Origin of the sequence: Actinacidiphila yanglinensis (assembly GCF_900107965.1) — a bacterium.
Lineage (GTDB): Bacteria > Actinomycetota > Actinomycetes > Streptomycetales > Streptomycetaceae > Actinacidiphila > Actinacidiphila yanglinensis.
Genome location: NZ_FNVU01000010.1, coordinates 18,455 through 43,390, shown reverse-complemented (window position 1 = coordinate 43,390; position 24,936 = coordinate 18,455). Strand labels below are relative to the sequence as shown.

The window sequence follows — 24,936 nt, the reverse complement described above, 5'->3', positions numbered from 1 at the left end:
ACCCCTTGCAGTGCGGCGGTGCAAGAATCCGTGAGCGCGTGGTTGGTTCTGTTCAAAGCTGGTCAGTTATGACGACTCTTCACGGGCCGTCGGGTGCATATCAACGAGAAGGGTCACGCCATGCCGGTCAACCGCAGGTCGTTGCTGATCGCCGGAGCGGCCGGAGCCGCGGTCCCCGCCCTGCCCGGCCTCGCCGGAACCGCGAGCGCCCAGCCGGACCCGGCCCACCCGGAGACGTCCGCGTCGGGCCTGCCCCGCACCGTCGACCTCGCCGACGGCTGGCGCTTCGTGCTGGTCAACCCGGCCGGGATCACCGATCCGACCGGCGCCTACGCGGACGCCGCCGACCCCGGCTTCGACGACTCCCGCTGGCGCGAGGTGCGCGTCCCGCACGACTGGAGCATCGAGCAGACCCCCACCACCGCGAACGGCACCGCCGGCGGCAGCGGCTATCTGCCCGGCGGACTCGGCTGGTACCGCCGGTCGTTCACCCTGCCCGCCGCCGCGCGGGGCCGCCGGATCAGCGTCGAGTTCGACGGCGTCTACATGGACAGCTACGTCTACTGCAACGGCACGCAGGTGGGCAACCACCCTTACGGCTACACCGGGTTCGCCTACGACCTCACCGACCTGCTGCACACCGACGGCCGCACGCCCAACGTCATCGCCGTGCAGGTCCGCAACCAACTGCCCAGCAGCCGCTGGTACTCCGGCAGCGGCATCTACCGCCACGCCCGGCTGGTCGTCACCGACCCGGTGCACGTCGCCCGGCACGGCACCTACGTCACCACGCCGGACCTGGCCGACACCCTCCACCCGGCGAAGGGCGCGGGATACGCCACCGTCCGCGCCCGGATCGGCGTCGTCAACGAGACCGCGGGCACCGTCGCCGCGACCGTCGTCACCACCGTGCGGGACCGCGCCGGCCACCAGGTCGCCCGGGGCTCGGCGCCGCTCGCGCTGGCGGTCGCCACCGGCGAGCAGCCGGTCACGGTCGAACTCCGGGTGGAGCGGCCGGACCTGTGGTCCCCCGCCACCCCGGACAACCGCTACTCGTTGCAGACCGAGGTCCAGGTCGGCGGCAGGACGGTGGACACCGTCAGCACCGTCTTCGGCGTGCGCCACCTCACCCTCGACCCCGACCACGGGCTGTCGGTCAACGGCGAGCCCACCAAGATCAAGGGCGTCGACCTCCACCACGACCAGGGCGCGCTCGGCTCCGCGATCCACTACGACGCGGTGCTGCGCCAGATGACCACCATGAAGTCCATGGGCGTCAACGCCTTCCGCACCTCCCACAACCCGCCCTCGCCGGAGATGATCCAGGTCTGCGAGGAACTGGGCATCGTGATGATGGTCGAGGCGTTCGACTGCTGGCACACCGGCAAGAACACCTACGACTACGGCCGCTTCTTCGACGCCAACAGCGCCGCCGACATCGCCGAGATGGTCGGCGCGGCCCGCAACTCGCCCGCGGTGATGATGTGGTCGATCGGCAACGAGATCCCCGACTCCACCAGCACCGCCGGACTGGCCATGGCCGACGGGCTGATCAGTGCGATCCGCGCGCTCGACGACAGCCGCCCGATCGTCATCGGCTCCGACAAGTACCGCGGGCTGCCCGCGGTCGGCTCGGCGGCCGACCTGATGCTCGCCAAGCTCGACGGCCTCGGCCTCAACTACAACACCGCGACCTCGGTGGACGCGCTGCACGCGCGCTACCCGCACCTGTTCCTCTTCGAGTCCGAGTCGTCCTCGGAGACCTCCAGCCGCGGCACCTACCAGGAGCCGCAGCACCTCAACACCGGCGAGAACTACACGCCCGGCCGGCGGGCCACCTCGTCGTACGACAACAACCTCGCGTCGTGGACCATGAGCGGCGAGTACGGCCTGAAGAAGGACCGCGACCGGGAGTTCTTCGTCGGCGAGTTCCTCTGGTCGGGCACCGACTACATCGGCGAGCCCACGCCGTACGGCGTCTTCCCGGTGAAGTCGTCCTTCTTCGGCGCGGTCGACACCGCCGGCTTCCCCAAGGACATGTACCACCTCTTCCGCAGCCAGTGGACCACCGAGCCCATGGTGCACCTGGTGCCGATGGACTGGACGGACCACGCCCCCGGCGAGACGGTCCAGGTGTGGGCGTACTCCAACGTCGACACCGTCGAACTCTTCCTCGCCGGCCGCTCGCTGGGCGTGCGGCGCTTCGACACCAAGAAGACCCTGGACGGGCGGACCTACCTGGAGACCACGGAGCCGACCGGCGACGACAAGACGGTCACCACGGGCGCCTACCCCGGCAGTTACACCAGCCCGAACGGCAGTGCGGGCAAGCTGCACCTGACCTGGGACGTGCCCTTCGCCGCGGGCGAGTTGAAGGCGGTCGCGCGCAGGAACGGCAAGGTGGTGGCCACCGACGTGCTGCGCACCGCCGGTGAGCCGCACGCCGTCCGGCTCACCCCGGACCGCGGTTCCGCGGTCGCCGACGGGGACTCCCTGGTCTTCGTCACCGCCGAGGTGATCGACTCCCGCGGCGTCGTGGTGCCCGGCGCCGACCACCTGCTCACCTTCGCGGTGACCGGCGGCTCGCTGGCCGGCCTCGACAACGGGCAGCAGGAGAGCGCCGAGCGGTACCAGGCCACCACCAGGACCGCCTTCCACGGCAAGGCACTCGCCATCGTCCGCACCGGCAGCACCGCCGGCCACCTCGACGTGACCGCGAGCGCGCCCGGCCTGCACTCCGCCACCGCCTCGGTCCGCACCACTCGCGCGCCCGGCGCGGCGGCCACCACTCCCCCGCTCCGGTTCGCGCCCGACCCCGGACCCGGCGCACCCCAGTACCCGCTGGCCGACGCGAGCTACTCCGGCTCCTCCACCTCGCTGCCGGCCGCGATGCTCGACGGCAACCCGGCCACCGGTTGGTCCAACGCTTTCAACAAGAGCGCCACCGCGCTGCTGCCCGCCTTCAACGGGGCCCGCCCGGCGGACTGGGTGTCGGTCACCTGGGCCGACGCCCGCGCCGTCGACACCGTCTCCGTCTCCTTCACCGTCGACGCGACGCACAGCCTGCCGGCCACCGTCACCGTGTCGTACTGGGACGGCGACCGCTGGAGCCCGGTGCCCGACCCCGCCGTCACCTGGGCGAGCGCGAGCGGCGCCCCGACGGTGATCGCCTTCACCGCCGTGCACACCGCGCGGCTGCGGCTGGACCTGACCAGCGCGACGCCCGGCACCGCGTCGGGCGCGCAACGCATCAGCGAACTCACGGCGACCGCCGGCTGACCGACCGTACGGGGAGCACCGGACGCCATACCGGAGACGCCGGTGCTCCACATACGATCACCCAATGGCTGACATGACCGACACCACGCCCGGCTGGCTGGCTCCCGAGGACCTGGAGCTGACGCGCGCCCGCATGCCGATCCTCTATGTCGATGCCGTACCGGTACGGGTCGACGACAACGGAGAGGTGACCCGGATCGGCCTGCTGCTGCGGATCGGACCGGACGGCGCGGTCAGCCGCAGCCTCGTCTCCGGCCGGGTGCTGCACCACGAGCGGGTGCGGGACGCGCTCGTCCGGCACCTGGAGAAGGACCTGGGACCGGTGGCGCTGCCCCGGGTCCCGGCCTCCCTCCAGCCCTTCACCGTCGCCGAGTTCTTCCCGACCCAGGACGTCGGGCCGTACCACGACCCGCGCCAGCACGCGGTGTCGCTCGCCTACGTCGTCCCGGTGGCGGGCGACTGCCGGCCGCGGCAGGACGCGCTGGACCTGGTCTGGTTCACGCCCGAGGAGGCGTCCTCACCGCAGCTCCAGGAGGAGATGCCAGGCGGCCGGGGCACCCTGCTCAAGCAGGCGCTGGCGCACGTCGGCCGCCTGGTCTGACCCCACCCCCGGCGCCGCTACCCGGTGTACGCGTCCCCGGTCACCGTGACCCGGCGGCCCTGCGCCGTGGTGGTGGAGGCGGTGCTCAGGCAGCTGCCGGAGGAGGGGTCGGTGACGACCGGCGGCGTACCGGTGAAGTCGCTGCCGCCTTCCGAGCCGACCGGCTCCCCGTAGGTCACGGTGACCTGCTGGGAGCATCCGGCGGTGAGGTAGGGCTCGATGAAGCCGGAGTCGGACGCCTTGAAGCGGCCGGCGTCCGACGGCAGGCTGAAGCTGCCGATGTGGGTCACGATCGCGCCGGTCGACTCGTCCACCACGTCGCCGGTCATCAGCTGGGTGTCGCCGGTGACGCTCGCGCGCTGCAGGACGAGCGCGTACATCGTGCCGCTGGTGTACGCGAACCGGGCCGCGCAGCTCACGCCGGCGCCGCCGTCGGCGCCGTACGAGCAGTTGGTGTCGGTGGTGGTGGCCGCGGCGTTGAACGAGCTGAACACCGCCTGGAGCGTGGGGCGGCCGTCCGCGTCGTCCTCCTTGGGCTGGAAGCCGGCGTACGGCCGGGTGCCGCTCTCCAGCGTCGTGTAGTACGCGAAGTACATGCCGCCGGCGGCGGGCGCGGACTCGAAGGACATCGGGAGGGTGAGCCGGCTGACCGGGGTCGGCGCCCCGGTGGTCCAGGTCGAGGTGGGTGTGGAGGCCCACGACTGCCCGGTCATCGCGAGGCCGAGCAGTGCCGCCGCGCCGGCGACCGTCGCCGAGCGCAGCAGCGCGCGGCGGGAGGCGGTACGGGACGGGGTGGCGGTACGGGAGGGGGTGGCGGGTCGCATGTCATCTCCGGTGGGGGTGGCGGGGCACGGCTGCGGACGTCAGGGCCGGCCGGGGGCGGTCTGGCCGTTGTCGAAGTAGGCGACGAGTTCCGGGTCGAGCGGCGGCACCTCGCGCGGGGTTCCGCCGTCCCGCAGGGACTCGGTGGCCCGGGCCCCGGCGGCCACCGCCATCCGCGCGGCGACCGGCGAGGTGTCGGTACGGCCGCCGACCCGGACGAAGCGCAGGAACTCGTCGATCAGCAGCGGGTCCGCACCGCCGTGGCCGCCCTCGTCCTGCTCCGGCACCGGGTACTCGGCGTCGGCGTCGGTGCGCTGCGCGGAGCGCCGGGAGTTCCACACCTTCACCACCGCGCCGGGACCGTCGCCGACGTTCTCCAGCCGCCCGGCGTCGCCGATGACGGTGTAGTTGCGCCAGTAGTCGGGGGTGAAGTGGCACTGCTGGTAGGCGGCCAGCACGCCGTTGTCGAGGCGCATGTTGACCAGGGAGACGTCCTCGACGTCGATGACCGGGTTGAGGCCGCGCTGGGTGGCGGGCGGCCAGTGCCCGTCGGTGGTGTACCAGTCGTCGTGCTTGGGCTCGCCCGGCGCGCGGCGGTGCGGGTTGTCGCCGTACACCATCAGGTCGCCCAGGGCCTGCACCGTGCGGGTGTAGCCGCCGGCGATCCAGTGCAGGACGTCGATGTCGTGCGCGGCCTTCTGCAGCAGCAGGCCGGTGGTGTTGCGGCGTTCGGCGTGCCAGTCCTTGAAGTACCAGTCGCCGCCGTACCCGACGAAGTGGCGGATCCACACGGTCCGGACCGTGCCGATCTCGCCGCGCGCGACGATGTCGCGCATCAGCCGCACCACCGGCATGTGCCGCATGTTGTGGCCCACGTACAGCGGGGTGCCGGTGCGGTGGGCGGTGCGCAGGATGGTGTCACACCCCTCGACCGTGATCTCCAGCGGCTTCTCCAGGAAGACCGGCGTGCCCGCGCGCAGAGCCTGGCAGGCGAGGTCGGCATGGGTGTGGTCGGGGGTCAGGATCAGCACGGCGTCGACGCCGCGGCCCTCGACGACCTCGCGGTGGTCGGTGACGGTGCGCACGCCCGGCAGGTCGCGGGCCGCCTTGGCCCGCGCGGCGGGGTCGGGGTCGGCGAGGACCGTGACGCGCGCGCCCGCGCCGGGCCGGTGCGCGGTGCGGGCCAGCGAGCCGCGCAGCCCGTAGCCGAGGACGCCGAGAGCCAGATCCGAGGTGGTCACGCCTGCATCAGTCCTTAGCCGGGGGGGCGGGGGCGACGGGGCCGGGTGGACCGGCCCCGCCGGTGGGTCAGGAGTGGACGCGCACCTCGGCCAGGCCGATCCGCCCGGTGCCGGTCGCGGTGATCCGCACGTAGCGGCCGCGGGCGCCCAGGTGGTCCAGCACGGTGGGGCGCAGCGCCTTGCCGGTGAGGTGCACGGTGGTGGCCCGTGCGAAGTCCGGCGAGTCGCTGATCGAGACGTCGGCGTCGGCGGTGGTCATGGCCGCGTCGTTCCAGATCTCGATCCGGTCGATCCGGTGGACCGCGCCGAGGTCGGTCTGCCACCAGGAGCCGGCCGCGGACAGGGTGAGCGCGTCGGTCGTGGTGTCGCCGTCGGCGGCGTTCGCGGCGGTGGCCGTGCCGTCGGTGGAGGACTGGGTGGCGGTGCCCTGACGGGCCAGATCAGCGCGCAGCGGCTCGACGTGCGGGCCGTCGGCGCCGGCCCGGGCGGCGATCGCCAGCGCCGGGGCGGGCAGGACGTCGAGCCGGGTGTGGTTGCCCACCGCGACCGATCCGGTCCCCGCCAGGGCGGGTGCGTCGGTGTCCGTCCAGTTGCCGGTGGCGGTGTTCTGCACACCGTAGTCCGCCCAGTTGGAGATCCACTTGTAGCCGAGCCGGGTGAGCACGTTGTTCTCGACGGTGATGTGCGAGGACTGCTCGTCCAGGTAGATCCCGTTGCCGTCGCGCTCGGTGTTGCCGTACGCGGACCGGTTGATGTAGTTGCCGGAGATGACCGTGCCGGGCTGGTCGCCCTGGGTGTAGACGGCGCCGCCGTCGTGCTGGCCGTCCTGGACCCTCATCACGTCGGTGATCCGGTTGGCGGTGATCCGGTTGTCGCGCAGCACCGAGGTCTGCGCCCCGGGCTGGTTCCAGCCCCAGCCGACGGAGACGCCGGAGTACGGCAGGTGCTCCAGCGTGTTGTGGTCGACGGTCAGGTCGGCCTCGTAGCCCGCCCAGATGCCGGCGGCGTCGGTGTACTCCACGCCGGCGTGGTCGATCGTGTCGTACGCCACCGTGTTGTCCCTGCCCGCGAGTTCGGGCGAGGGATGGGGATCGGTGTCGCCGACGTAGAGGGCGCCGGAGGACAGGTCGGTGAAGCGGGAGCGGGTGACCGAGGAGTGCTGGGTGCCGTCCTGGAGCACGGCGCCCGCGCCGCCGAGGTGGGTGAAGTCGGCGTTCTCGACGTGGACGTTCCGGCCGCCGTCGACGGTGAGCGCCGCGGACGGCTTGGTGTAGTAGCGGCCGGACTGGTCGGCCGGCCCGCTCGCACCGGTGAGGGTGAGCCCGGCCTGGGTGCCCGCGTAGCCGTCCGGGGTGCCGGGTTGCAGGTAGGCCGCGTAGGCGAAGCCGAGGCCGGTGAGGTCGAGGTCGTGGGCGTGGTCCACGACGACCAGGTGCTCGGTGGCGGGGGTGACCGCCTGGGCCTGCCGCATGTCCTGCCCGGCACGCGGCAGGTAGGTGACGGTGCGGGCCGCGGAGTTCCACACGAACTCGCCGGGGGTGTCGAGCAGTTCGGGGGCGTTCTGGAACCAGGCGACGCCGGTGTAGCGGGTGGAGTCCACCGTCGTGGTGTCCCAGGACGGCCCGGTGCGGCCGGTGCCGCTGGAGGAGTCGGCCCAGCACGGCTGGGCGAAGGTGAGCACGTCGCCGCTGACGCCGGTGACCCGGCACTGGTAGTTGCGCCAGCGGACCTTGATGACGGCGGTCACGTCGGCCGGCCGCGCCCAGCCGGCGATGCCGGTGGCGACGGCGCCGGTCAGGCCGTCCTTCGTGGCGTGGCAGACGCTCGCGGCGCAGGCCGCGCCGCGCGCGGGGATCGCGCGCTGCCCGTCGACGAAGAGCTGGCGGGGCGTCACCCCGGCCGGAACCGCGGCGGTCCAGGTGCCGTCGGGGTTCCTCGCCCAGCCGCCGAGGACGTCCCCGCCGGACAGCACGGGGTGGGCGCCGGGGGCGGCGGTCCAGGTGACGGTGTGGCCGTCCCGCCCGGAGTCGGCGGCGCCGAGGGTGAGCGGACCGGTCATCGGGTAGACGCCGCCGCGCAGTTCGACCCGCACGTCGCGGTCCATGCCGCCGGCGATGCCGGCCCGGACCTTGGCGCGTGCGCCGTCGAGGGAGCAGGGGTGCGCGCGGTCGCAGGCGTCCCCGGAGCCGGTGGGCGCGGCCTGGTACACCGTCGGCCCGGGGCTCGCCGCCGACGCGGGGCCGGCCGGCAGCAGGAAGGAGGCGGCGAGGGCGGCGAGGGCGAGGGCAGCGACGCGGACGCGGGTCGTCCCGGTGGTCCGGGCGCGGGTGGCCAGGGCGGCGCGGCGGGTCACGGCGGTCCCGGTGGTGCCGGTGGCGCCGGTGGTACCGGCTGCGCGGGTGTGCGGCGGTGTCATGCGGTCACGCTCCAGTCGGGGTGCCCGGGCATCGGCGGGTTGACCGCGCCGAACAGCCAGTCGCGCAGGAAGGGGTCGAGGGTGGTGTCGCCGGTGACCCGCACGGCGTGCCGGATGAAGTCCTCGCTCGACGCGGTGGAGTTCCTGTAGCGCTCCGGCCACAGCCGCATGATCCGATCGAACCGCGACTGCCCGGCGCGCATCCGCAGGGCGTACAGGACGAGCGCGCCGCCGTCGTAGATGTTGGTGCCGCCGAGCGCGTTCGGCAGTCCGGGCGGGCCGTCGGCGGCGCGCACCGCGTTCAGCGACCCGTAGGTCTTCTTCATCGTGTCCGCCATCACCGACCAGCCGCGCTCCTCGCTGTAGAGGGCGGCGTAGTAGGTCGCGGGGCCCTCGTTGAGCCATGCCTGCTGCCAGTCGCGCGGCGTGACCGAGTCGCCCCACCACTGGTGGGTCAGCTCGTGCACCATCGTGTTCTCCCACGTGGGGTTGCCGTCGGCGTTGGGCTTGAACCAGTTGGTGCCGAACAGGCTGAGGGTCTGGTTCTCCAGGGCATCGGTGTAGCCGCCGTAGATGTGCAGACCGTAGAGCGAGAACGGGTAGCGCCCGAACTTCGCCTCCAGCCAGGCCAGATGGTCCGCGGTGCGGGCCACGATCGGCGCGTAGGTGTCCTCCTCGCCCCGCGGGACGACGTGTCGCAGCGGCAGCCCGGTGTGGCTCGCGCCGTACAGGTAGGTGCCCTTGACGACGGCGATGCCGCACAGCTCGGTGGGCATCGGCTCGCGCAGCGCGAAGTGCCAGACGGTGGAGCCGTCGGCGCGCGGCGTCCTGCGCAGCAACTCGCCGTTGGCGGTGGCCACGTAGCCCTCGGGGGCGCTGATGTGGAAGGTCCACGCGGCCTTGTCCGAGGGCGTGTCGTTGCAGGGGAAGAAGGTGTCGGCGCGGGATGCCTGGGCGGCGCAGGCGAAGCCGCCGTCGGCGCCGAACACCCAGCCGCTGAGGCTGGAGCGGTGGTCCTTGCCGTTGCCGTGGTAGTGGACCTCGACGGTGAACGCGGCCCCGTCGTGCAGCGGCCGGGCGGGGGTGACGGTCAGCTCCTGGCCGCTCTGCCCGGGCGACAGGGACCACGCCGCGTCCCGCCCGTCCACGGTCACCCGGTCGATGGTGTGGCCGTCGGTGTCGAGGTTGAACGCCGACAGGTCCTGGGTGGCCAGGGCGCGCATCGCCACCACGCCGGTGAAGTCGTAGGAGACCGGGGTGAAGTCGAAGGTCAGGTCGTAGTGCGTGACCCGGTAGCCGCCGTTGCCAAGGGTCGGGAAGAGCGGGTCACCGACGCCGGGGGCACCCGGGGCGGGGTCGAAGCCCCTGGCGGCGGTCGCGGGGGCGGCGGAGGCCGTGCCCGCCGCGGCGGCTGTACCTGCCATGGCGACCGTGGTGGCACCGACCGCGCCGGCGCGCAGGAGGGTCCGGCGGCCTGGGGCGGAGGCCTGAACGGGGGCGGGTGCGGGGGCGGATGCGGATGCGGGACGGTCGTCAGCCGGCAGACTCACTTCTTCGTCCCCTTCTGCGCCGCCTCCTGGAACTCGGTCCTGGCCTTCTCGCCGCCCGCGGCGAGGTAGTTCTTCGTCAGCTCGCCGTACCAGGACATCGGCTTGCGCCCGGTGATCAGGTCCTTCACGCCGTCGCCCAGCAGCGTGGACAGGCTGCCGTACCCCTTGGAGTCCCAGGTCGGCGAGGAGTAGCCGAGGGTGGGGTCGGGCACCATCATCGGGATGAGCGTCGCGTACGCGTCGTGGCTGTAGCGCACGCCCTGCGTGGAGGTCGCGCTGAAGACGGCCGGTACCGCCGAGCCGAAGAACTTCCAGGGCACGGCGACGTCGGAGGTGCCCTTGGTGGTGAGCACGGGGTTGCCGTGCGCGTCCCGGGTGAAGTCGGTGCCCTCGACCCCGTAGTTGATGAGGGTGTACTCCACGCTGCCGAACGGGGAGGCGGCGAAGTCGGCGAAGGCGAGCAGCTGCCGCACCCGCTCGGCGGACGCCTTCTTCAGGTGCACGTTCTGCAACGCGACGTTGTCCATCCAGGACACCGCGGTCGAGCCGAAGGGCACCATCGGCCGCGGGTCGAAGCTCTTGTCGACGGCCTGCATGGCGTCGATGTAGCCGGTGCTGGGGGTGAGGTAGGCCGGCATGCCGTCGTAGACGTAGGCGGCCTTGCCGTTCATGAACATGTCGGTGTACTTGGCCTTCTGCGACCCCGACATCCCGATCGAACCGGGGTAGTAGCAGCCCGCCTTGTACAGCGTGCGCTGCACCTCGATCGCCGTACGGAACTCGTCGGTCTCCAACTGGTGCGTGAAAGCGCCGGTCTTGGCGTCCATCCGCCAGTCCTTGGGCGCGCCGGTGCTCATCGCGACCAGGTTGCTCGCGCCGGCCATGATGGCGTACTGGTCCTTGGAGGGGCGGGTCAGCTCCTTGCAGAGCTTCACGAACGCGTCCGTGTCCGCGATCTGCCGCGGGTCGGTCACCCCGACCTGCGCGAAGAGGTCGTGCCGGTAGAAGCCGGCGCCGCCGGTGCCCATCCGGGAGATGGGCACGCCGTAGAGCCGCCCGCCGAAGATGGCGCCCTGCCACGCGGCCTTGGGGATCGCCGCGAGGTTGGGGTAGGCGCTGACCTTGCCGCCGGCCAGGAACGGGGTGAGGTCGGCGCAGGTCGCCGCGAGGAAGGCGGCCTTGTCGTCCACCCCGCCGGTCTCCGGGTACTCGAAGATGTCGGGCAGGCTGCCGCCGGCCACCATGGTCGAGAACTTCGTCGGGTAGTCGTCGGTGGGCACCGCCGTGACGTCGACCTGCCCGCCGAGGAGTTTCTCGATCGCCTGCCAGGCCGCGTTCTTCCCCCGTCCGGGCGGGGGCGGCATGAACGTCTCCGTGGTGGCCCGCACCGTGTCCGCACCCGCCAGCGGCGTGCCCCTGGTGGCGCGCAGCGGGGTGGCCGGGTAGCGGTAGAAGCCCTGCGGGACGCCCGCGGCGGTGCCCGGCAGGTCGGGCTTCAGGCCGATGTCGCGGACGGTCGTGGCGGGCAGCAGGTCGGCCGCCTTCGCCGACGCCTTGGCGGTGGACCCGCCGTCACCGCAGGCGCTGAGCACCGGCGACGCGGCGAGACCCAGGCCGACGCCGACGGCGGAGCGCAGCAGCGCTCTGCGGCTGAGTGAGGAAGAACGGGATCGGGACATGTCTCTCCTTGCCAGGAGTGGGGCGGGCTGCTGGGGGTGGCGGGCGAGCGGGGCTCAGCCCTTGACGGCGCCGGTGAGCACGCCCTTGGTGAAGTAGCGCTGGAGGAAGGGGTAGACGAGCAGGATCGGCACCACCGCGATGACGAGCACCGCCATCTGCACGGCCTGCTGGGGCGCCACGGTCTCTCCGGCCGCGGCGCCGCTCAGGCTCTGGCCCTGGAGCACGTAGCTGCGCAGCACCATCGGCAGCGGCCACTTGTCGGAGTCGTCGAGGTAGAGCAGGGCGTTGAAGAACGCGTTCCAGTACGTCACCGCGTAGAAGAGGCTGACCACGGCGATGACGGCCTTGGACAGCGGCAGCACGACGCTGACCAGGATCCGCAGGTCGCCGGCGCCGTCGATGCGCGCCGCGTCGAGCAGTTCCGTCGGCAGGTTCATGAAGAAGGCGCGCAGCACCACGAGGTTGAAGGCGCTCATCAGCGTCGGCATGACCAGCGACGCGTACGTGTTGTACAGGCCGAGGTTCTTGACCAGCAGGAAGTTCGGGATGATGCCCGCGTTGAAGAGCATCGTGAACAGCGCCGTCATCAGGATGATCCGGGAGCCGGTCACCTCGCGCCGGGACAGGCCGTAGGCCATGCCGATCGTCATCAGCAGGCTGGCGAAGGTGCCGACGACGGTCACGCCGATGCTGACGAACAGGGCGCGCAGCACCACGCCGCCGGTGAAGACGGTGCGGTAGGCGGCGAGCGTGGGGTGCGCCGGCCACAGCACCAGGCCCGAGCTCTTGATGATGTCGGACTGCGAGGCGAAGCTCGTCGCGATGATGCCGATCATCGGGTAGGCGACGGCGGCCACCACCAGGACCAGGATCACGGCCTTGCCCCACCGCCCGGCCAGGCTCGGCCGCTCCATCCACGGCGGGCGCCCCTCGGACCCGCCGGCCCCGCGGGCCGCGCGCCGGGCCTTCGCCCCGCTCCCGGACGGATCGGCCCCCTCCCGAGCGGGCCGGGATCGGGTGACGTCGGTGGTATCAGCGGTCAGCACCGCGGTACACCCCCTCATGGCCCAGCCGGTGGGCGAACTTGTTGGCGCCGACCACCAGGACGGTGCCGACGACTGCCTTGACCAGGCCGACCGCGGCCGCGACGCCCCAGTCGTTGTCCTGGATGCCGTGGTAGTAGACGTAGGTGTCGAGCACCTCGCCCGCATCCGGTCCCACCGCGTCGCGCTGGAGCAGGATCTGCTCGAAGCCGACGGACAGCAGGTTGCCGAGGTTGAGGATGAGCAGCAGCACGATGACCGGTGAGATGCCGGGCAGCGTGACGTGCCACAGCCGCCGCCAGGGCCCGGCGCCGTCGATGGCCGCCGACTCGTAGAGGCCGCGGTCGATGCCGATCAGCGCGGCAAGGATGATGATCGTCCCCCAACCGGCGTCCTTCCAGATCGACTCCAGGGTGAGCAGCCAGGGGAAGGCGTGCGGGTCGGACATCATGTCGTAGCGCGGCAGGCCCACCTTGCCGAGCAGGTGGGGCAGCAACCCGGCGCCGCCGAGCACCTGCTGGAAGATCGAGACGATGATGATCCAGCCGATGAAGTGCGGGAGGTAGACGACGCTCTGCACGAAGCGGCGCACCCTCCCGCTCACCACGCTGTTGAGCAGCAGCGCGAGGGCGATGGGCACCGGGAAGAAGAACACCAGCTGGATGACGGCGATCTCCACGGTGTTGCGGGTCGCCGACCAGAACGCGGGCTGGGAGAACGCGGCGGAGAAGTTGCTCAGGCCGGTCCAGGTGCTGTGCATGTAGCCGAGGTAGGGCTCGTAGTGCTGGAAGGCCACCACGTAGCCCAGCAGCGGCACGTAGTGGAAGACCACGAAGTACAGCAGGCCCGGCAGGGTCAGCAGCAGCATCACCTTGTCGCGCTTGAGCCGTTGCCACAGGGACAGCCGGTGCACCTGCGGACCGGCGGGGTGGGCGGGCTCGCGCCGCCCGCTGCGCGGTGGACCTGTTGCGGTGTCAGCCATGCGACGCGGTTCCTGTTCGACGGGGTGGCGCAGGAGTTGCCCTGGGCGGCGCCGGAGTGTGATCGGGGCTCTTCTGGTGCGAGAAAGTAGTAAGCGATTACGTCGAGCGTCAATAGGCGTCGTGAAAAGTCTGCGTTTCGCGCGGCCGCCCCGGACGGGCGAACAGCGGAGAAAGCAGTGGTCAGAGGCCATCTTGCGGCGGAACCTGCAGAGTTGGGAGTCGGTGGCTTTCTTGACGGCCGCCTCGCCCAGTGCCTAGCGTGCCCTCGTCCGTAGTACACGTTTACTGTCCGGAGGCAGGGTGCGTAGCATCGACGAGGCGTCCACCGGTCCCGAGGTGGACGCCGACGATCCGCCGGGGCGGCCCCGCACGCTGTTGACGATGAGTCCCGGCATGGTCGACGCGGTCTTCCCGCCGGCCGTCCTGCGCCGCCTGGAGCAGGTCGCCGACCTGCGGCGCCCCTACGCGGTGGACGACTTCTCCACCCCCGCGGCCGCCGCCGAACTGGCCGGTGTCGAGGTGCTGGTCACCGGCTGGGGCTGCCCCCCGGTGGACGCGGCGGTGCTGGCGCGGGCGCCCCGGCTGCGCGCGGTGATCCACGCCGCCGGCACGGTGCGCACCTTCCTGTCGCCCACGGTCTTCGACCGCGGCATCGTCGTCTCCTCGGCCGCCGCCGCCAACGCCGTACCCGTCGCGGAGTTCACGCTGGCCGCGATCATCCTGGGGGCCAAGCGGGTCCTGCCGCTCGCCCGGATGTTCCAGCAGCGCCGCACCCACCGCACCGCCGCCGACCTGGGCGGCCAGCACTGGCTGGGCACCCGCGGGCTGACCGTCGGGGTGATCGGCGCCTCCCGCACCGGCCGGCGGGTGATCGAGCTGGTGCTGCGCACGCTGGAGGCCGACGTGCTGCTCTACGACCCGTACCTCGACGACGGCGAGGCCGAGCAGCTCGGCGCGCGTCGCACCGACCTGGACACCCTGGTGGCCACGAGCGATGTCGTCACCGTGCACGCGCCCCAGACGCCCGCGACCCGCCATCTCATCGACGCGCGGCGGCTGGACCTGATGCGGCCCGGCACGCTGCTGGTGAACACCGCGCGCGGCGCGCTGGTCGACATCGGCGCGCTGACCGAGCACCTGGTGAGCAACCGGCTGGACGCGGTGCTCGACGTCACCGAGCCCGAACCGCTGCCCCCGGAGCACCCGTTGTGGTCGCTGCCGAACGTCTTCCTGACCCCCCACCTGGCCGGAGCCCAGGGAAACGAGGCGGCCCGGCTGGGATCGCTGGCCGTCGACGAGCTGGACCGCTACGCGCGGCGGCAGCCGCTGCTGCACCAGGTGCGCCAGGCCAGCTGGGAACGCCTCGCATGACGGCGGCCGACCCGATCGGGCGGAGGTGGCATGAGGATCGCCGGCCAGACCATAGGCTCAGCGGGATCAGACAGCGGGCAGAGGGCGGCACCATGCGTCGGGCAGGAACATCCCAGGACGGGCGGCGGCGGGCGACCGTCACCGACGTGGCGCGGCACGCGGGCGTCTCCACGGCGACGGTCTCGCGGGTCATGAACCGCAACTACCCCGTGGCCGCGGCCACCCGGGAACGGGTGGAGGCGTCGATGCGCGAGCTGGGCTACGTCGTCAACGCCCACGCCCGCGCGCTCGCGGGGGTGTCGGCCCGCACCGTCGGCATCGTGGTCAACGAGGTGATCGACCCGTTCTACGCCTACATCGCGCGCGGCGTGGAGCGCGAGGCCGCCGCCGGCGACCGGCTGTGCCTGGTGTGCTGCACGCAGGGCGACCCGCAGCGCGAGCTGGCCTTCATCGAGCTGCTCCACCAGCGCCGCGCGGACGCGGTCATCCTGGTCGGCGGCAGCGTGCAGGACCGCGACTACGTGGCCGAACTGGGCCGCCGTGCCGAGGCGTTGCACGCCGACGGCAGCAGGCTGGTGCTGTGCGGGCGGCCCGGCCTCGGCGAGGGCGCGCCGACCGCGCGGGTGGAGTACGACAACGAGGGCGGCGCCTTCGCCGTCACCGACCACCTCCTCACCCAGGGCCACCGGCGGATCCTCTACCTCGGCGGCCCGCCGAAGCTGTCCACCAGTCGCGACCGGCTGGCCGGCCACCGCAGGGCGCTGAAGGCGCGCGGCGTGGCGGCGGACCCCGCGCTGGTCAGGCCGGGGCCGTTCAGCCGGTCGTCCGGCTACCACCGGATGGCCGAACTGATCGACGCGGGACCGGACTTCACCGCGGTCTTCGCCGCCAACGACATCGTCGCGGCGGGCGCGGCGCAGGCGCTGGAGGAGGCCGGGGTGCGGGTGCCCAGGGACGTCTCGCTGGTCGGGTACGACGACATCCCGGTCGCCCAGGAGCTGCGGCCGCGGCTCACCACCGTGCACGTCCCGCTGGAGGAGATGGGCCGGCAGGCGGTCCGGCTGGTGCTCGCGGACGGCGAGGAGGACGACTGGCGCGAGCAGCCGACCGGGGTGGTGCGGCTCGGCACGCACATCGTGGTGCGCGACTCCGTGGCGCCGCCCGGCAACGGGGTCCGGGCCCGCCGGAGTTGAGCGCGTACCGTCCGGCGCGGCCCTCTCACCAGGGCAGGCGCAGAAAAAACCCGGGCGCCCTTGCGTCCGCATAGCAATCGCTTACATGCTGGCGGCGGGCCGGCCTGCCGGCACGCCCCCGCCGGGCGCAGTACCGAGACGAGACGGGACCTCCGCATGACCGCACCCTTCCTTCCGCTCCCGCCGACCGACCGGGTGCTCTCGCCGCGCACCGGGTGGACCCGCGCGCACTGGGAGGCGCTCGCCGATCATCTGCTGGACTCGGTGGTGCCGTTCGCCACTCCCGGCTTCGCGCAGTACCGGTTGCCCGGGCGCAACTCCTGGTCGGGCGTGGTCTCCGACGGCCTCGAAGGCTTCGCCCGCACCTTCCTGCTGGCCGCCTTCCGGATCGCCGGAGCGGGCGGCGCGGTGGACGAGCGGCTCGTCGAGCGGTACGCGCGGGGGCTGGCCGCCGGCGTCGACCCGGCTTCCGGCGAGGCGTGGCCGGCCCTGACGAACTGCTCGCAGCAGATGGTCGAGGCCGCCTCGGTCGCCGTCGCCCTGCACGAGACCCGCCCCTGGATCTGGGACCGGCTGGACGGCGCCGTCCAGCAGCGGGTGGTGGACTGGTTCTCCGGCTTCGTCGGCGGCCGCACCTGGGACAACAACTGGCGGCTCTTCCAGGTCGTCGCCGAGCAGTTCCTCGCGTCGGTCGGCGCGCCGTTCAGCCAGGCCGACATCGACGGCGGGCTGGACCGCATCGAGGACTGGTACCTGGGCGGCGGTTGGTACACCGACGGCGACGGCCGCAACTTCGACTACTACGCCGGCTGGGCGATGCACCTCTACCCGCTGCTGTGGGCGCGGATCGCGGGCGAGCAGGACGGCGGGCGGGCGAAGCTCTACCGGGACCGGCTCGCGGAGTTCCTGGCGGACTACCCGCGGTTCTTCGGCGGGGACGGCGCGCCGGTCCACCAAGGACGCTCCCTCACCTACCGGTTCGCGGCGACCGCCCCGGTGTGGATGGGCGCGCTGGCGGACTGCTCCCCGCTGGCGCCCGGTCTCACCCGGCGCCTCGCCTCGGGCGCGGTACGGCACTTCGTGGAGCGCGGCGCGCCGGACGAGCGGGGCCTGCTGACCCTCGGCTGGTACCGCACCTTCCTGCCCGCCACCCAGTCCTACTCCGGTCCCGCCTCGCCGTACTGGGCGAGCAAGGGCTTCCTCGGGCTGCTGCTGCCCGCCGGGCACCCGGTGTGGACCGCGACGGAGGTCCCGCTGCCCGTCGAGGAGTCCGACCAGTACACGGCGCTGCCGGTCCCGGGCTGGCTGCTGCACGGCACCCGGCACGACGGCATCGTCCGGCTGGTCAACCACGGCAGCGACCACAACCCGCTGGAGGGCCCGGCCCAGGACGACCCGCACTACGCGAAGTTCGGCTACTCCACGGCCACCGCACCCGAGTCGGCGCCGCACGCGTGGGACCGCGCGGTGGACGGCCACCTGGCCCTGGTCGCGCCCGACGGCACGGCCTCGCGCCGCGTGCGCATCCACCCGCTGCACTGCGAGGGGCGGATCGCCGCCTCCCGGCACGACGCGCTGCCGCCCGGTCACGACACGCCGGTTCCGGTCGAGTCCACCAGCGTCCTGCACGGCCCGTGGGAGGTCCGGGTGCACCGTGTGGGCGGGCCGCACGGGACGACGGTGCGCGAGGGCGGCCACGCGGTGGCCGACGCGCGCCCGCCGCAGGTCGAGACGGGCCCGGGCTGGGCGCTCGCGCGTACCGGCTCCGGCCTGACCAGCGCGGTGATCGCCCTGCACGGCTGGGACGAGGAGGCGGCCGTCGCCCGCGAGGTCGCCGCCAACGCCTACGGCTCGCACTCGGCCACGCCGTACCTCGTGCGCGTCCCGCACGGAGAGGGGCTGGACCTCCCCACAGCGCAGGGCGCCCCGGACGGCGGCGAGGAGGTCCACGTCACCCTGGTCGTCCTCTCCCAGGACACCGTCGACCCGCGGGCGCTGCGCGAGGCGATCCGCTGCGAGGTGACCGCCGACCTGGTCCGTCTGCACTTCCCGGGCGCCGACCCGGTCGACGTCCCGCACTGGTCCTGACCCGGTGCGCGCCCGGCCGGGTCAGGTCGCGGACGGCGGGGCGAACAGCGGTGGGGGCGGGGTGAGCGCGGGGTCCTGGTGCGCGACCCACCGGACCAGGCCGGCCGCGTCGATGCCGTAGGGGGCGTCGCCGGCGTAGGGGGCGAGTCCCCGGGCGGCGCGGTCCAGCAGGGCCGCGGCGCCACGGGAGTTGCCGCGGGCGGCGTGGGTCAGGCCGACCGCGAGCTGGGCCATCGCCCGCCACAGGTCGCGCTCACCGGCCGGGCCGGTCTTCCATCGGTCCTCCAGCACCTCGTGGGCGTGGAAGGGCATACCGTCGTCGATAAGGCGCTGCGCCTCGGTGAGGGTCTGCTCCGCCGAGCGGCGCACCCCTTCGGGCTGGCGTGCCACGCCGGGCGCGCCGCGGGGCAGCGGGCGGCCGAGACCGTCGCGCGGGCGGTTGCTGCGCGCCCGGCCCTCGGCGTCCCGGTCGCGCGCGGGCCCGCGGCCCGCGGGCGGGGTCCCGTCGTGCGGCGCGTCGTTCATTCCCCCATTGTGCCGCGCGACGGGACCCGGGCGGATCAGTGGCCGGTCTTCACCAGGAAGAGCGGGTTGGTCAGCGCCGCCATCGGGCCGAACAGCAGCGCGTCGCCCATGGTGTTGCCCTGGCCGGGGGTGCCGTCGGCCATGGGGTGGCGGACCTCGGCGCGCACGTACGCGGCGAGCGAGGCGGTCGTCCGCCAGATCACCGTGCCGGTGCCCTCGGCGCTCACCGACTCCTGGTGCATCTGGCCCTCGTCGGTGATGAACCGGACCGTGCCGTGCGGCACGCCCTCGACGTCGAGCCGGATGTCCACGGGCGCGTCGGCGGGCACGGTCAGCTTCTCGCCGATGCCGGCCTGCTTGCCGTTGCCGCTGGCGGTGAAGGTGAGCTTCACCGCCGAGGACTCCGCGATCCAGCTGCGGCCGGCCCGGATCCCGTCCATGATCGCGTCGGTGGCCAGGTCGTCGGCGTAGACGACGTTGTGCGGCAGGCCGATGACGTTCGGGTCGCTGTGCGCGTCGCTGTTGCCCATGGCGGGGAGCCAGCTCTTGCCGGTGCGGACCGCCTCACCGAGCTTCTGGTCCCAGGTGCTGATCGCGTGCTCGTCGTCGTACGTCCACGGCCCGGTCCACACCTCGGTGGCGTCGGCGTCGTCGAAGCCGAACTTCCACTGGCTCGCGATGTAGGCGCAGTACATGTGCGCGGGCACCACGATGCCGCCGCCCCGGCGGACCTGGCGGGAGAAGCGGGAGAAGGCGTCGTCCCGCGAACGGTAGCGCCAGTCGATCCACTCGCCGGCCGGCAGGCCGAGGGCGAGCCAGTGGCCGTTGCGGGTGGTGACCTCCTCACCGGTGATGATCAGCAGGTCGGAGCCGGCGTACTCGCCCCACACGGCGTGCGAGGAGGAGGTGTTGTGGTCGGTGGAGACCATGAAGTCCAGCCCGGCGGCGCGCGCGCCGGTCGCGACGTCCACGGGCAGGTGCTTGCCGTCGGAGTAGACGGTGTGCAGGTGGCAGTCGCCGCGGTACCAGTCGCGGCCGCGGCCCTTGGCCCGCTGCGGCGGGTAGTTCTTGACGAAGGCGGGGCCGGGCTCGCCGTAGGTGAGGGTGATCTGGACCTGGTAGTTCAGGCCCTGCGGCGCCACCTGGTACGGGCCGAGGACGATGTTCCAGGTGCCGGCGTCGACCGGGCCGGGCAGGTAGCCGGGGGTGGCCTCGCTGTTGCTGATCTCGAACGAGGTGCGGAAGCCGCCGGACCAGCCGCGGAAACCGCTGCCGCCCAGCGCGATGCCGCGCTCGTCGAAGATGCCGATGTCGCAGGAGTTGGCCGGGACGCCCGACGGGACGGTCGGCCTGTCGTACGAGTAGGACACGGCGATCTTCTGCACGCCGCGCGGCACCTCGACCGGGAGGTACACGAAGTCGGCGGCGCCGGTCTCCAGGAACCCGGTGACGACCCGGGTCTCCTGGCTGCCGGCCGGCGGCTTCGCGGCGGACGAGCCGTCGGCCGCCTGGGCGAACGAGACCGGCGCGAGGGTGAGCGCGGCCGCTCCGGCGACCCCCGCGGTCAGCAGCCGCCGGCGGCCGAGCGCGCCGGCCGCGGCGCCGGCGCCCTCGCCGGAGTCGGTGGCGGCGCCCATGTCCAGGGGGTCGACTCGGTGTTCACACTGTCCGTCGCGGCACATGCGTCCTCATCACGTTCGGTGGTTGATGCTGGGGGGACCCCAGGACTCTCACTCGACTTCGTGAACGGCGGGTGTTTCGCGCGTGGCTGACACGGCAACGGCCCGTGGCGGTCGCCACCCCTTACCGGGCGGTCCGTCTGTTGAGGGCCTGGACCCGGGCGAGGAGCCCTGAGCAGGAGAAAGGGCTGTTCGGGCGGCTGTCGGCGCCGAGGCCGCGGTCCTTGCGGTGGTGCGTGAAGGAGTGGCTCATGCGCTCCACAGTGGCACCCGCCGGATAGTGGTGGCGTAAGAAGCGGGGGCGGAGTGAGGGCGGGAGGGCGGGACGGCCGGGGCGCGGGCGGGGCGGCCGGTCGTCCGGTCCGCCCCGCCCGCACCGGATCAGGAGTTCCGGACCTCGAACTCCGAGACCTGCCCGGCCGGCCAGCCGGTGTTGGCCGTGATGTTCACCCGGAAGTAGCGCTGGGTGGTGGCGGGGAACGTCAGGGTGACGGTGTTGCCGGTGGCCGGGTCGAAGACGTACGCGGCCGGTGCCTTCAGCGTGCTGAAGGTGGTGCCGTCGGTGCTCGCCAGCAGGGAGAGCGTCTGGGTGCGGGCGCCCCAGGACGCCGGGAGCCGCAGCACGACGCGGGACGCGCTCCGCGCCGAGCCGAGATCCACCTGGACCCACTGCGGGAACGCGTTGTTGGCGCTCTCCCAGTAGGTGTCCTGGTTGCCGTCCGTCACGTGGGACGAGGGGTACACGTCGGTGTGGCCGGACTCGCTGGTCGCCTTGCCCGCGGCCAGGTTCGTGCTGGTGCCGGCGGTCCCGGCGAAGGTGAGGTTGTCGAGGTTCCAGCCGCCGTTGTCCTGATCCACCGTCAGGACCTGCTTGCCCGCCGGCAGGGTGACCTGGGCGGTGGCGGTGCCCCATGCCTGGAAGTCACCGGTGGCGGGGACCGCGACGGCGCCGCTCAGGTTCGCCCCCGACGCGTCGGCGAGGTGCAGCGCGTCGCTCACCGCGCTGGGAGCGGCCGTCCGCAGGCTCACGGAGTAGGTGCCGGCCGACGCCACGTCGACGGTGTAGCGGAACCACTGCCCGGTGGCCGACCAGCCGAGGTCGTAGCCGCCCCCGGTGTCGGAGGTCGCCTCCAGGTTGACGCCGTCGGGCCGGTAGCCGTCGGCGGTGCCGTTGACCGAGGTGACGCCGTAGGCCAGGCCCGCCCCGCCGGTGTCGTAGTTCTCCGCCTCGACGGTGCCCGGAACCGCCGCCGGAGTGCCGCCGTAGGGCGCCTCGACCGGGCCGCTGCCGCTCTGCCAGCTGTTGCCGCTCGACGTCGCGGTGAAACCGGCGGAGTTGTTGGTGAACGCGGTCGCGCCGTTGGGCCGCAGCCCGGAGACGGTGTTGCCGGTGAGGGTCGCCGACCCGGTGGGCGCCGGGTAGAACGGCGGCGAGATCACGATGCCGTTGCGGCCGGGGTCGGTGACCGTGTTGTCCTGGAGCAGGGTGTTGGTGGAGGTGGAGAAGCCGATCCCGTCGTAGAGCGCGTCGGTGACGGTGTTGCCGGTCGCGGTGACGTGGTCGACGGTGCCGGTGTTCTGGCCGTCGCCGCCGTTGCCGATGTGCATCGCGGGCTGGCCCTGGCTGTAGGCGTTCCCGCCCGACCTGACCACCACGTTGCCGGTCACCGTCGCGGACAGCAGGTCGCTGCCGTTGACCCCGAACCGCCCCGCGCCCAGGCCGATGTAGCGCGCGGTGTCGCTGATGTAGTTGTCGCTGACCAGGTGGCCGCTGCCGCCGTAGATACCGATGCCCTTGCCGCCCCAGGGCGCGATCGCGGTGTTGCCGGTCAGGGTGATGTCGTTCATCGGGTGGTACGTGGTGGTGGTGCCGCCGTCGGTGTTGTAGGCGACCGAGTTGATCGCCATCGCGTCGTCACCCGTGCCGCGCACGAAGTTGCCGGTGGCGGTCAGGTCGTTCCCCGTGTCGGCGTTGAGCGAGACGTTGTTGAGGTTGATGCCGTCGGCCCAGATGGAGGTCAGCCGGCTGTTCTCCACCGTTCCGCCGGTGCCCGAGGCCCAGAAGCCGGACTCCGTGTGCTGGGACCAGATGCCGTCGGCGACCCAGTCGGTACCGGTGGTGTCCATCGCGCCGCCGTCGCCGCCGATCGTGCTCCGGCTGACCGCGTTGGCGTCGATGTGGAAGTCCTCCACCTTGCACGACGTCAGGGAGAACAGCGCTGCCAGCGGGGTGCTGTTGGGCACCGGCACGTCGCGGTAGACGGTGGAGTACCACAGGCCGGCCCCGGCGATGGTGATGCCCTTGGCCTGCAGGCCCGTGGTGCCCTTGACGTAGAAGGTGCCCTGCGGGATCCACAGGACCTTGCCCTGGGACTGCGCCTGGTCGATGCAGTTCTGGATGGCGGCGGTGCTGTCGACCGCCTGGCCGTCGGCGGACCCGTTGGTGGGATTCGGGTCGGACACCGCGCCGCAGCTGGTGAGGGAGAGCGAGCCGGCCGGCTGGGCGAGGGGGGCCGGCGGGTCCTCCACGTCGATGGCGTCGACGTCGTAGAAGGCTGCGGTATTCGCGGCGTCCTGGCGGAGGGAGAAGGTGCTGCCGGGCGCGATGGGGGCACCGGTGACGAAGGCGTGCGACTCGTCGAAGAAGACCCGGGGGGAGCCGTCGGCCGGGTTCTGGTCGTCGCTGGTGTTGTACTGCGTGCCTTCGTACACCCAGGTCTGCTTGGAGTTGAGGGCGACCGCCTGCCGGAACGTACCGTCGACGTACAGGTCCAGCGTGCCGGTGAGGCCGCCGCCGGTCGCGGAGTCGGGGATGCTGGCGCGAAGGTTGACGAAGCTGATCGGCTTGCCCGTGGTGTTCGTCCACTGCACCGACTGGCCGGTGCCGGCGAGGTGGACGTAGCCGTGGCCGGACGCTTCGAGGGCCGCGCTGGAGTACTGGCTGGTCGGCGCGGCGGTCAGCGACACCTTCCCGGCGCCGCCGCCGAGGGTGCCGGCCTCGGCTTCGTACGTGGTGAACGGGGTGGTGGCGCCCGCGGTCGTGGCGGTGGCCGACGCGAGGGCGCCGGTGGCGTGGGACCGAGCCTGGGCGCCGGCCGGTGGAGCGGCGGTGGAACCGGCGGCGGCGACGGCCGGGGGGACGGACACCCCCACCGCGGCGATGACGGCGACGGCCGCCACCGCCAGCCGCTGGACGAGCTTCTTGCCACGTAAGCGTCTCGGGTTCCCCATCATCGGATGCTCCTCCGGAAGGCTCGGATGAACGGCGCCCCGACCGTACAGAGCACGGCGGAGCCCCGCAAGGTTCCGATCGCGGAAAGAAACAACTCCACAGATCGTTGGAAGAGGGCACGCGCGAAGGCGGTGGCCGGCGGAGAGGTCCGATGACCGCCGCGCGGAGATCGGAGGGGGTACCGGGCCGGCGCGGGCGGAACGGCGGCCGGGATCCGCGGCCGGCTGCGGTCCTGGACGCGGTGCGGGACGCGGGCGTTCGGGGGCCGGATGCGGGCCGGGGACCTCCGTGGCCAGGGGCCGCACGCCTCGGCAGGCGCGACTTATCGCGGCCATAGACACCCGCGATGGCTCCGGCGAAATCTTCTCCCCGTGCGGCGCGCTCTTGTCGACCGTCATCGCGGATCCGCGGTGACCTCGGGCGACGGGCCGCACGCGCGTCCCCGAGTCGCACGCACCGATGAAGGACAGCTGATGACTTCCACTATCCAGGCCGGCAGCGTCGCACTCGTGACGGGGGCGACCAGCGGGATCGGCGCGGCCACCGCGGCACTGCTCGCGGAGCGCGGCGCCCACGTGCTGGTCGCCGGACGGGACCGGGACCGCGGCTCGGCCGTGGTCGACGCGATCCGGGCGCGCGGCGGCACGGCGGACTTCGTCGCCGCCGATCTCTCCGACGCGGCGTCCGCCCGCCGGCTCGCCCGGGAGGCGCGCGAACTGGGCGGCGGCCGCGTCGACATCCTCGTCAACAACGCCGGCGTCTTCCCGTTCGGGCCGACGCAGCACGCCAAGGACAGCGAGGTCGACGCCGTGTACGCGCTGAACGTGAAGGCGCCGTTCTACCTGGTGGCGGAGCTCGCGCCGGGGATGGCTGAACGGGGCCGGGGCGCGATCGTCAACGTCAGCACCATGGTCGCCGGCTACGGAGCGGCGGGGATGGCGCTGTACGGGTCGAGCAAGGCGGCGCTGAACCTGCTGACCAGGGCGTGGGCCGCGGAGTTCGGGCCGCAGGGGGTACGGGTGAACGCCGTGCAGCCCGGTCCCACCCGTACCGAGGGCACCGTCGGGATGGGCGACGCGCTCGACGCCCTGGCCTCGCAGGCGCCCGCCGGCCGGCCCGCCGCGGCGGAGGAGATCGCGGAGGCGATCGTGTACCTGGCGGGGGACGGGGCGAGCTTCGTGCAGGGCGCGGTGCTGCCCGTCGACGGGGGCCGGGTGGCCGTCTGAGGTCGCG

16 protein-coding genes are annotated in these 24,936 nt (G+C 72.8%); 6 read left to right on the top strand and 10 right to left on the bottom strand.

Annotation, left to right across the window (positions count from 1 at the left end; translation table 11 throughout):
• Positions 1-120 precede the first annotated feature (120 nt).
• Positions 121-3,279, top strand: a complete 3,159-nt coding sequence (locus C4U44_RS22755) for a glycoside hydrolase family 2 TIM barrel-domain containing protein (RefSeq protein ID WP_103887831.1) — start codon at positions 121-123, stop codon at positions 3,277-3,279.
• Between the two features lie 73 nt (positions 3,280-3,352).
• Positions 3,353-3,880, top strand: a complete 528-nt coding sequence (locus C4U44_RS22750; protein ID WP_103888045.1) for an NUDIX hydrolase family protein — start codon at positions 3,353-3,355, stop codon at positions 3,878-3,880.
• Between the two features lie 17 nt (positions 3,881-3,897).
• Here C4U44_RS22750 and C4U44_RS22745 read toward each other — a convergent pair whose 3' ends face one another.
• From C4U44_RS22745 to C4U44_RS22715, 7 genes are all read right to left on the bottom strand, one after another.
• The gene (locus C4U44_RS22745) at positions 3,898-4,704 is read right to left on the bottom strand and encodes a hypothetical protein (protein ID WP_103887830.1); all 807 of its coding nucleotides are present in this window, start codon (positions 4,702-4,704) and stop codon (positions 3,898-3,900) included.
• Between the two features lie 39 nt (positions 4,705-4,743).
• A complete protein-coding gene (locus tag C4U44_RS22740; protein ID WP_103887829.1) occupies positions 4,744-5,943 on the bottom strand; it encodes a Gfo/Idh/MocA family protein in 1,200 nt (399 codons plus the stop codon).
• Positions 5,944-6,010: 67 nt separating this feature from the next.
• On the bottom strand, positions 6,011-8,359 hold the full coding sequence (locus C4U44_RS22735; protein ID WP_103887828.1) for a right-handed parallel beta-helix repeat-containing protein: 2,349 nt from the start codon (positions 8,357-8,359) through the stop codon (positions 6,011-6,013).
• Positions 8,356-9,783 (bottom strand): M1 family metallopeptidase, encoded by a 1,428-nt coding sequence (locus C4U44_RS22730; protein ID WP_103888044.1) that lies wholly within the window; start codon positions 9,781-9,783, stop codon positions 8,356-8,358. Before C4U44_RS22730 ends, C4U44_RS22735 begins: the two co-directional genes overlap by 4 nt.
• 122 nt (positions 9,784-9,905) lie before the next feature.
• Positions 9,906-11,588, bottom strand: coding sequence for an extracellular solute-binding protein (locus tag C4U44_RS22725; RefSeq protein WP_103887827.1), 1,683 nt, complete (start codon positions 11,586-11,588; stop codon positions 9,906-9,908).
• Between the two features lie 54 nt (positions 11,589-11,642).
• Positions 11,643-12,503, bottom strand: a complete 861-nt coding sequence (locus C4U44_RS22720; RefSeq protein ID WP_103888042.1) for a carbohydrate ABC transporter permease — start codon at positions 12,501-12,503, stop codon at positions 11,643-11,645.
• A gap of 118 nt (positions 12,504-12,621) precedes the next feature.
• Positions 12,622-13,614, bottom strand: coding sequence for an ABC transporter permease (locus tag C4U44_RS22715; protein WP_235032270.1), 993 nt, complete (start codon positions 13,612-13,614; stop codon positions 12,622-12,624).
• 382 nt (positions 13,615-13,996) lie between these two features.
• Here C4U44_RS22715 and C4U44_RS22710 point away from each other — a divergent pair, with 382 nt between their 5' ends.
• The 3 genes from C4U44_RS22710 (at position 13,997) to C4U44_RS22700 (ending at position 18,267) form a co-directional block, all read left to right on the top strand.
• Positions 13,997-14,986 (top strand): hydroxyacid dehydrogenase, encoded by a 990-nt coding sequence (locus C4U44_RS22710; protein ID WP_103888041.1) that lies wholly within the window; start codon positions 13,997-13,999, stop codon positions 14,984-14,986.
• A gap of 92 nt (positions 14,987-15,078) precedes the next feature.
• Positions 15,079-16,179: a LacI family DNA-binding transcriptional regulator gene (locus C4U44_RS22705; protein ID WP_103887826.1), complete on the top strand. Its 1,101-nt coding sequence runs from the start codon at positions 15,079-15,081 to the stop codon at positions 16,177-16,179.
• 156 nt (positions 16,180-16,335) lie between these two features.
• A complete protein-coding gene (locus C4U44_RS22700; protein WP_103887825.1) occupies positions 16,336-18,267 on the top strand; it encodes a DUF2264 domain-containing protein in 1,932 nt (643 codons plus the stop codon).
• 21 nt (positions 18,268-18,288) lie between these two features.
• On the opposite strand, the gene C4U44_RS22695 is transcribed toward C4U44_RS22700, so the two are convergent.
• The 3 genes from C4U44_RS22695 to C4U44_RS22685 all read right to left on the bottom strand — a co-directional run bounded on the left by C4U44_RS22695 (position 18,289) and on the right by C4U44_RS22685 (position 23,702).
• The gene (locus C4U44_RS22695; protein WP_103887824.1) at positions 18,289-18,792 is read right to left on the bottom strand and encodes a DUF309 domain-containing protein; all 504 of its coding nucleotides are present in this window, start codon (positions 18,790-18,792) and stop codon (positions 18,289-18,291) included.
• A 35-nt stretch (positions 18,793-18,827) separates the two neighbouring features.
• Entirely contained in the window at positions 18,828-20,429 is a 1,602-nt protein-coding gene (locus tag C4U44_RS22690; RefSeq protein WP_103887823.1) for a CehA/McbA family metallohydrolase, read from the bottom strand.
• 423 nt (positions 20,430-20,852) lie between these two features.
• Positions 20,853-23,702, bottom strand: coding sequence for a discoidin domain-containing protein (locus C4U44_RS22685; RefSeq protein ID WP_103888040.1), 2,850 nt, complete (start codon positions 23,700-23,702; stop codon positions 20,853-20,855).
• Between the two features lie 474 nt (positions 23,703-24,176).
• On the opposite strand from C4U44_RS22685, the gene C4U44_RS22680 reads away from it, so the two are divergent.
• A complete protein-coding gene (locus C4U44_RS22680; protein ID WP_103887822.1) occupies positions 24,177-24,929 on the top strand; it encodes an SDR family NAD(P)-dependent oxidoreductase in 753 nt (250 codons plus the stop codon).
• Positions 24,930-24,936 lie beyond the last annotated feature (7 nt).

Coding starts and splice junctions, on each gene's coding strand:
- C4U44_RS22700 (WP_103887825.1), top strand. CDS start 16,336: ATGACCGCACCCTTCCTTCCGCTCCCGCCGACCGACCGGGTGCTCTCG.
- C4U44_RS22745 (WP_103887830.1), bottom strand. CDS start 4,704: ATGCGACCCGCCACCCCCTCCCGTACCGCCACCCCGTCCCGTACCGCC.
- C4U44_RS22755 (WP_103887831.1), top strand. CDS start 121: ATGCCGGTCAACCGCAGGTCGTTGCTGATCGCCGGAGCGGCCGGAGCC.
- C4U44_RS22710 (WP_103888041.1), top strand. CDS start 13,997: ATGAGTCCCGGCATGGTCGACGCGGTCTTCCCGCCGGCCGTCCTGCGC.
- C4U44_RS22750 (WP_103888045.1), top strand. CDS start 3,353: ATGACCGACACCACGCCCGGCTGGCTGGCTCCCGAGGACCTGGAGCTG.
- C4U44_RS22715 (WP_235032270.1), bottom strand. CDS start 13,614: ATGGCTGACACCGCAACAGGTCCACCGCGCAGCGGGCGGCGCGAGCCC.
- C4U44_RS22695 (WP_103887824.1), bottom strand. CDS start 18,792: ATGAACGACGCGCCGCACGACGGGACCCCGCCCGCGGGCCGCGGGCCC.
- C4U44_RS22720 (WP_103888042.1), bottom strand. CDS start 12,503: ATGGAGCGGCCGAGCCTGGCCGGGCGGTGGGGCAAGGCCGTGATCCTG.
- C4U44_RS22725 (WP_103887827.1), bottom strand. CDS start 11,588: ATGTCCCGATCCCGTTCTTCCTCACTCAGCCGCAGAGCGCTGCTGCGC.
- C4U44_RS22680 (WP_103887822.1), top strand. CDS start 24,177: ATGACTTCCACTATCCAGGCCGGCAGCGTCGCACTCGTGACGGGGGCG.
- C4U44_RS22705 (WP_103887826.1), top strand. CDS start 15,079: ATGCGTCGGGCAGGAACATCCCAGGACGGGCGGCGGCGGGCGACCGTC.
- C4U44_RS22690 (WP_103887823.1), bottom strand. CDS start 20,429: ATGGGCGCCGCCACCGACTCCGGCGAGGGCGCCGGCGCCGCGGCCGGC.
- C4U44_RS22685 (WP_103888040.1), bottom strand. CDS start 23,702: ATGGGGAACCCGAGACGCTTACGTGGCAAGAAGCTCGTCCAGCGGCTG.
- C4U44_RS22730 (WP_103888044.1), bottom strand. CDS start 9,783: ATGGCAGGTACAGCCGCCGCGGCGGGCACGGCCTCCGCCGCCCCCGCG.
- C4U44_RS22735 (WP_103887828.1), bottom strand. CDS start 8,359: ATGACACCGCCGCACACCCGCGCAGCCGGTACCACCGGCGCCACCGGC.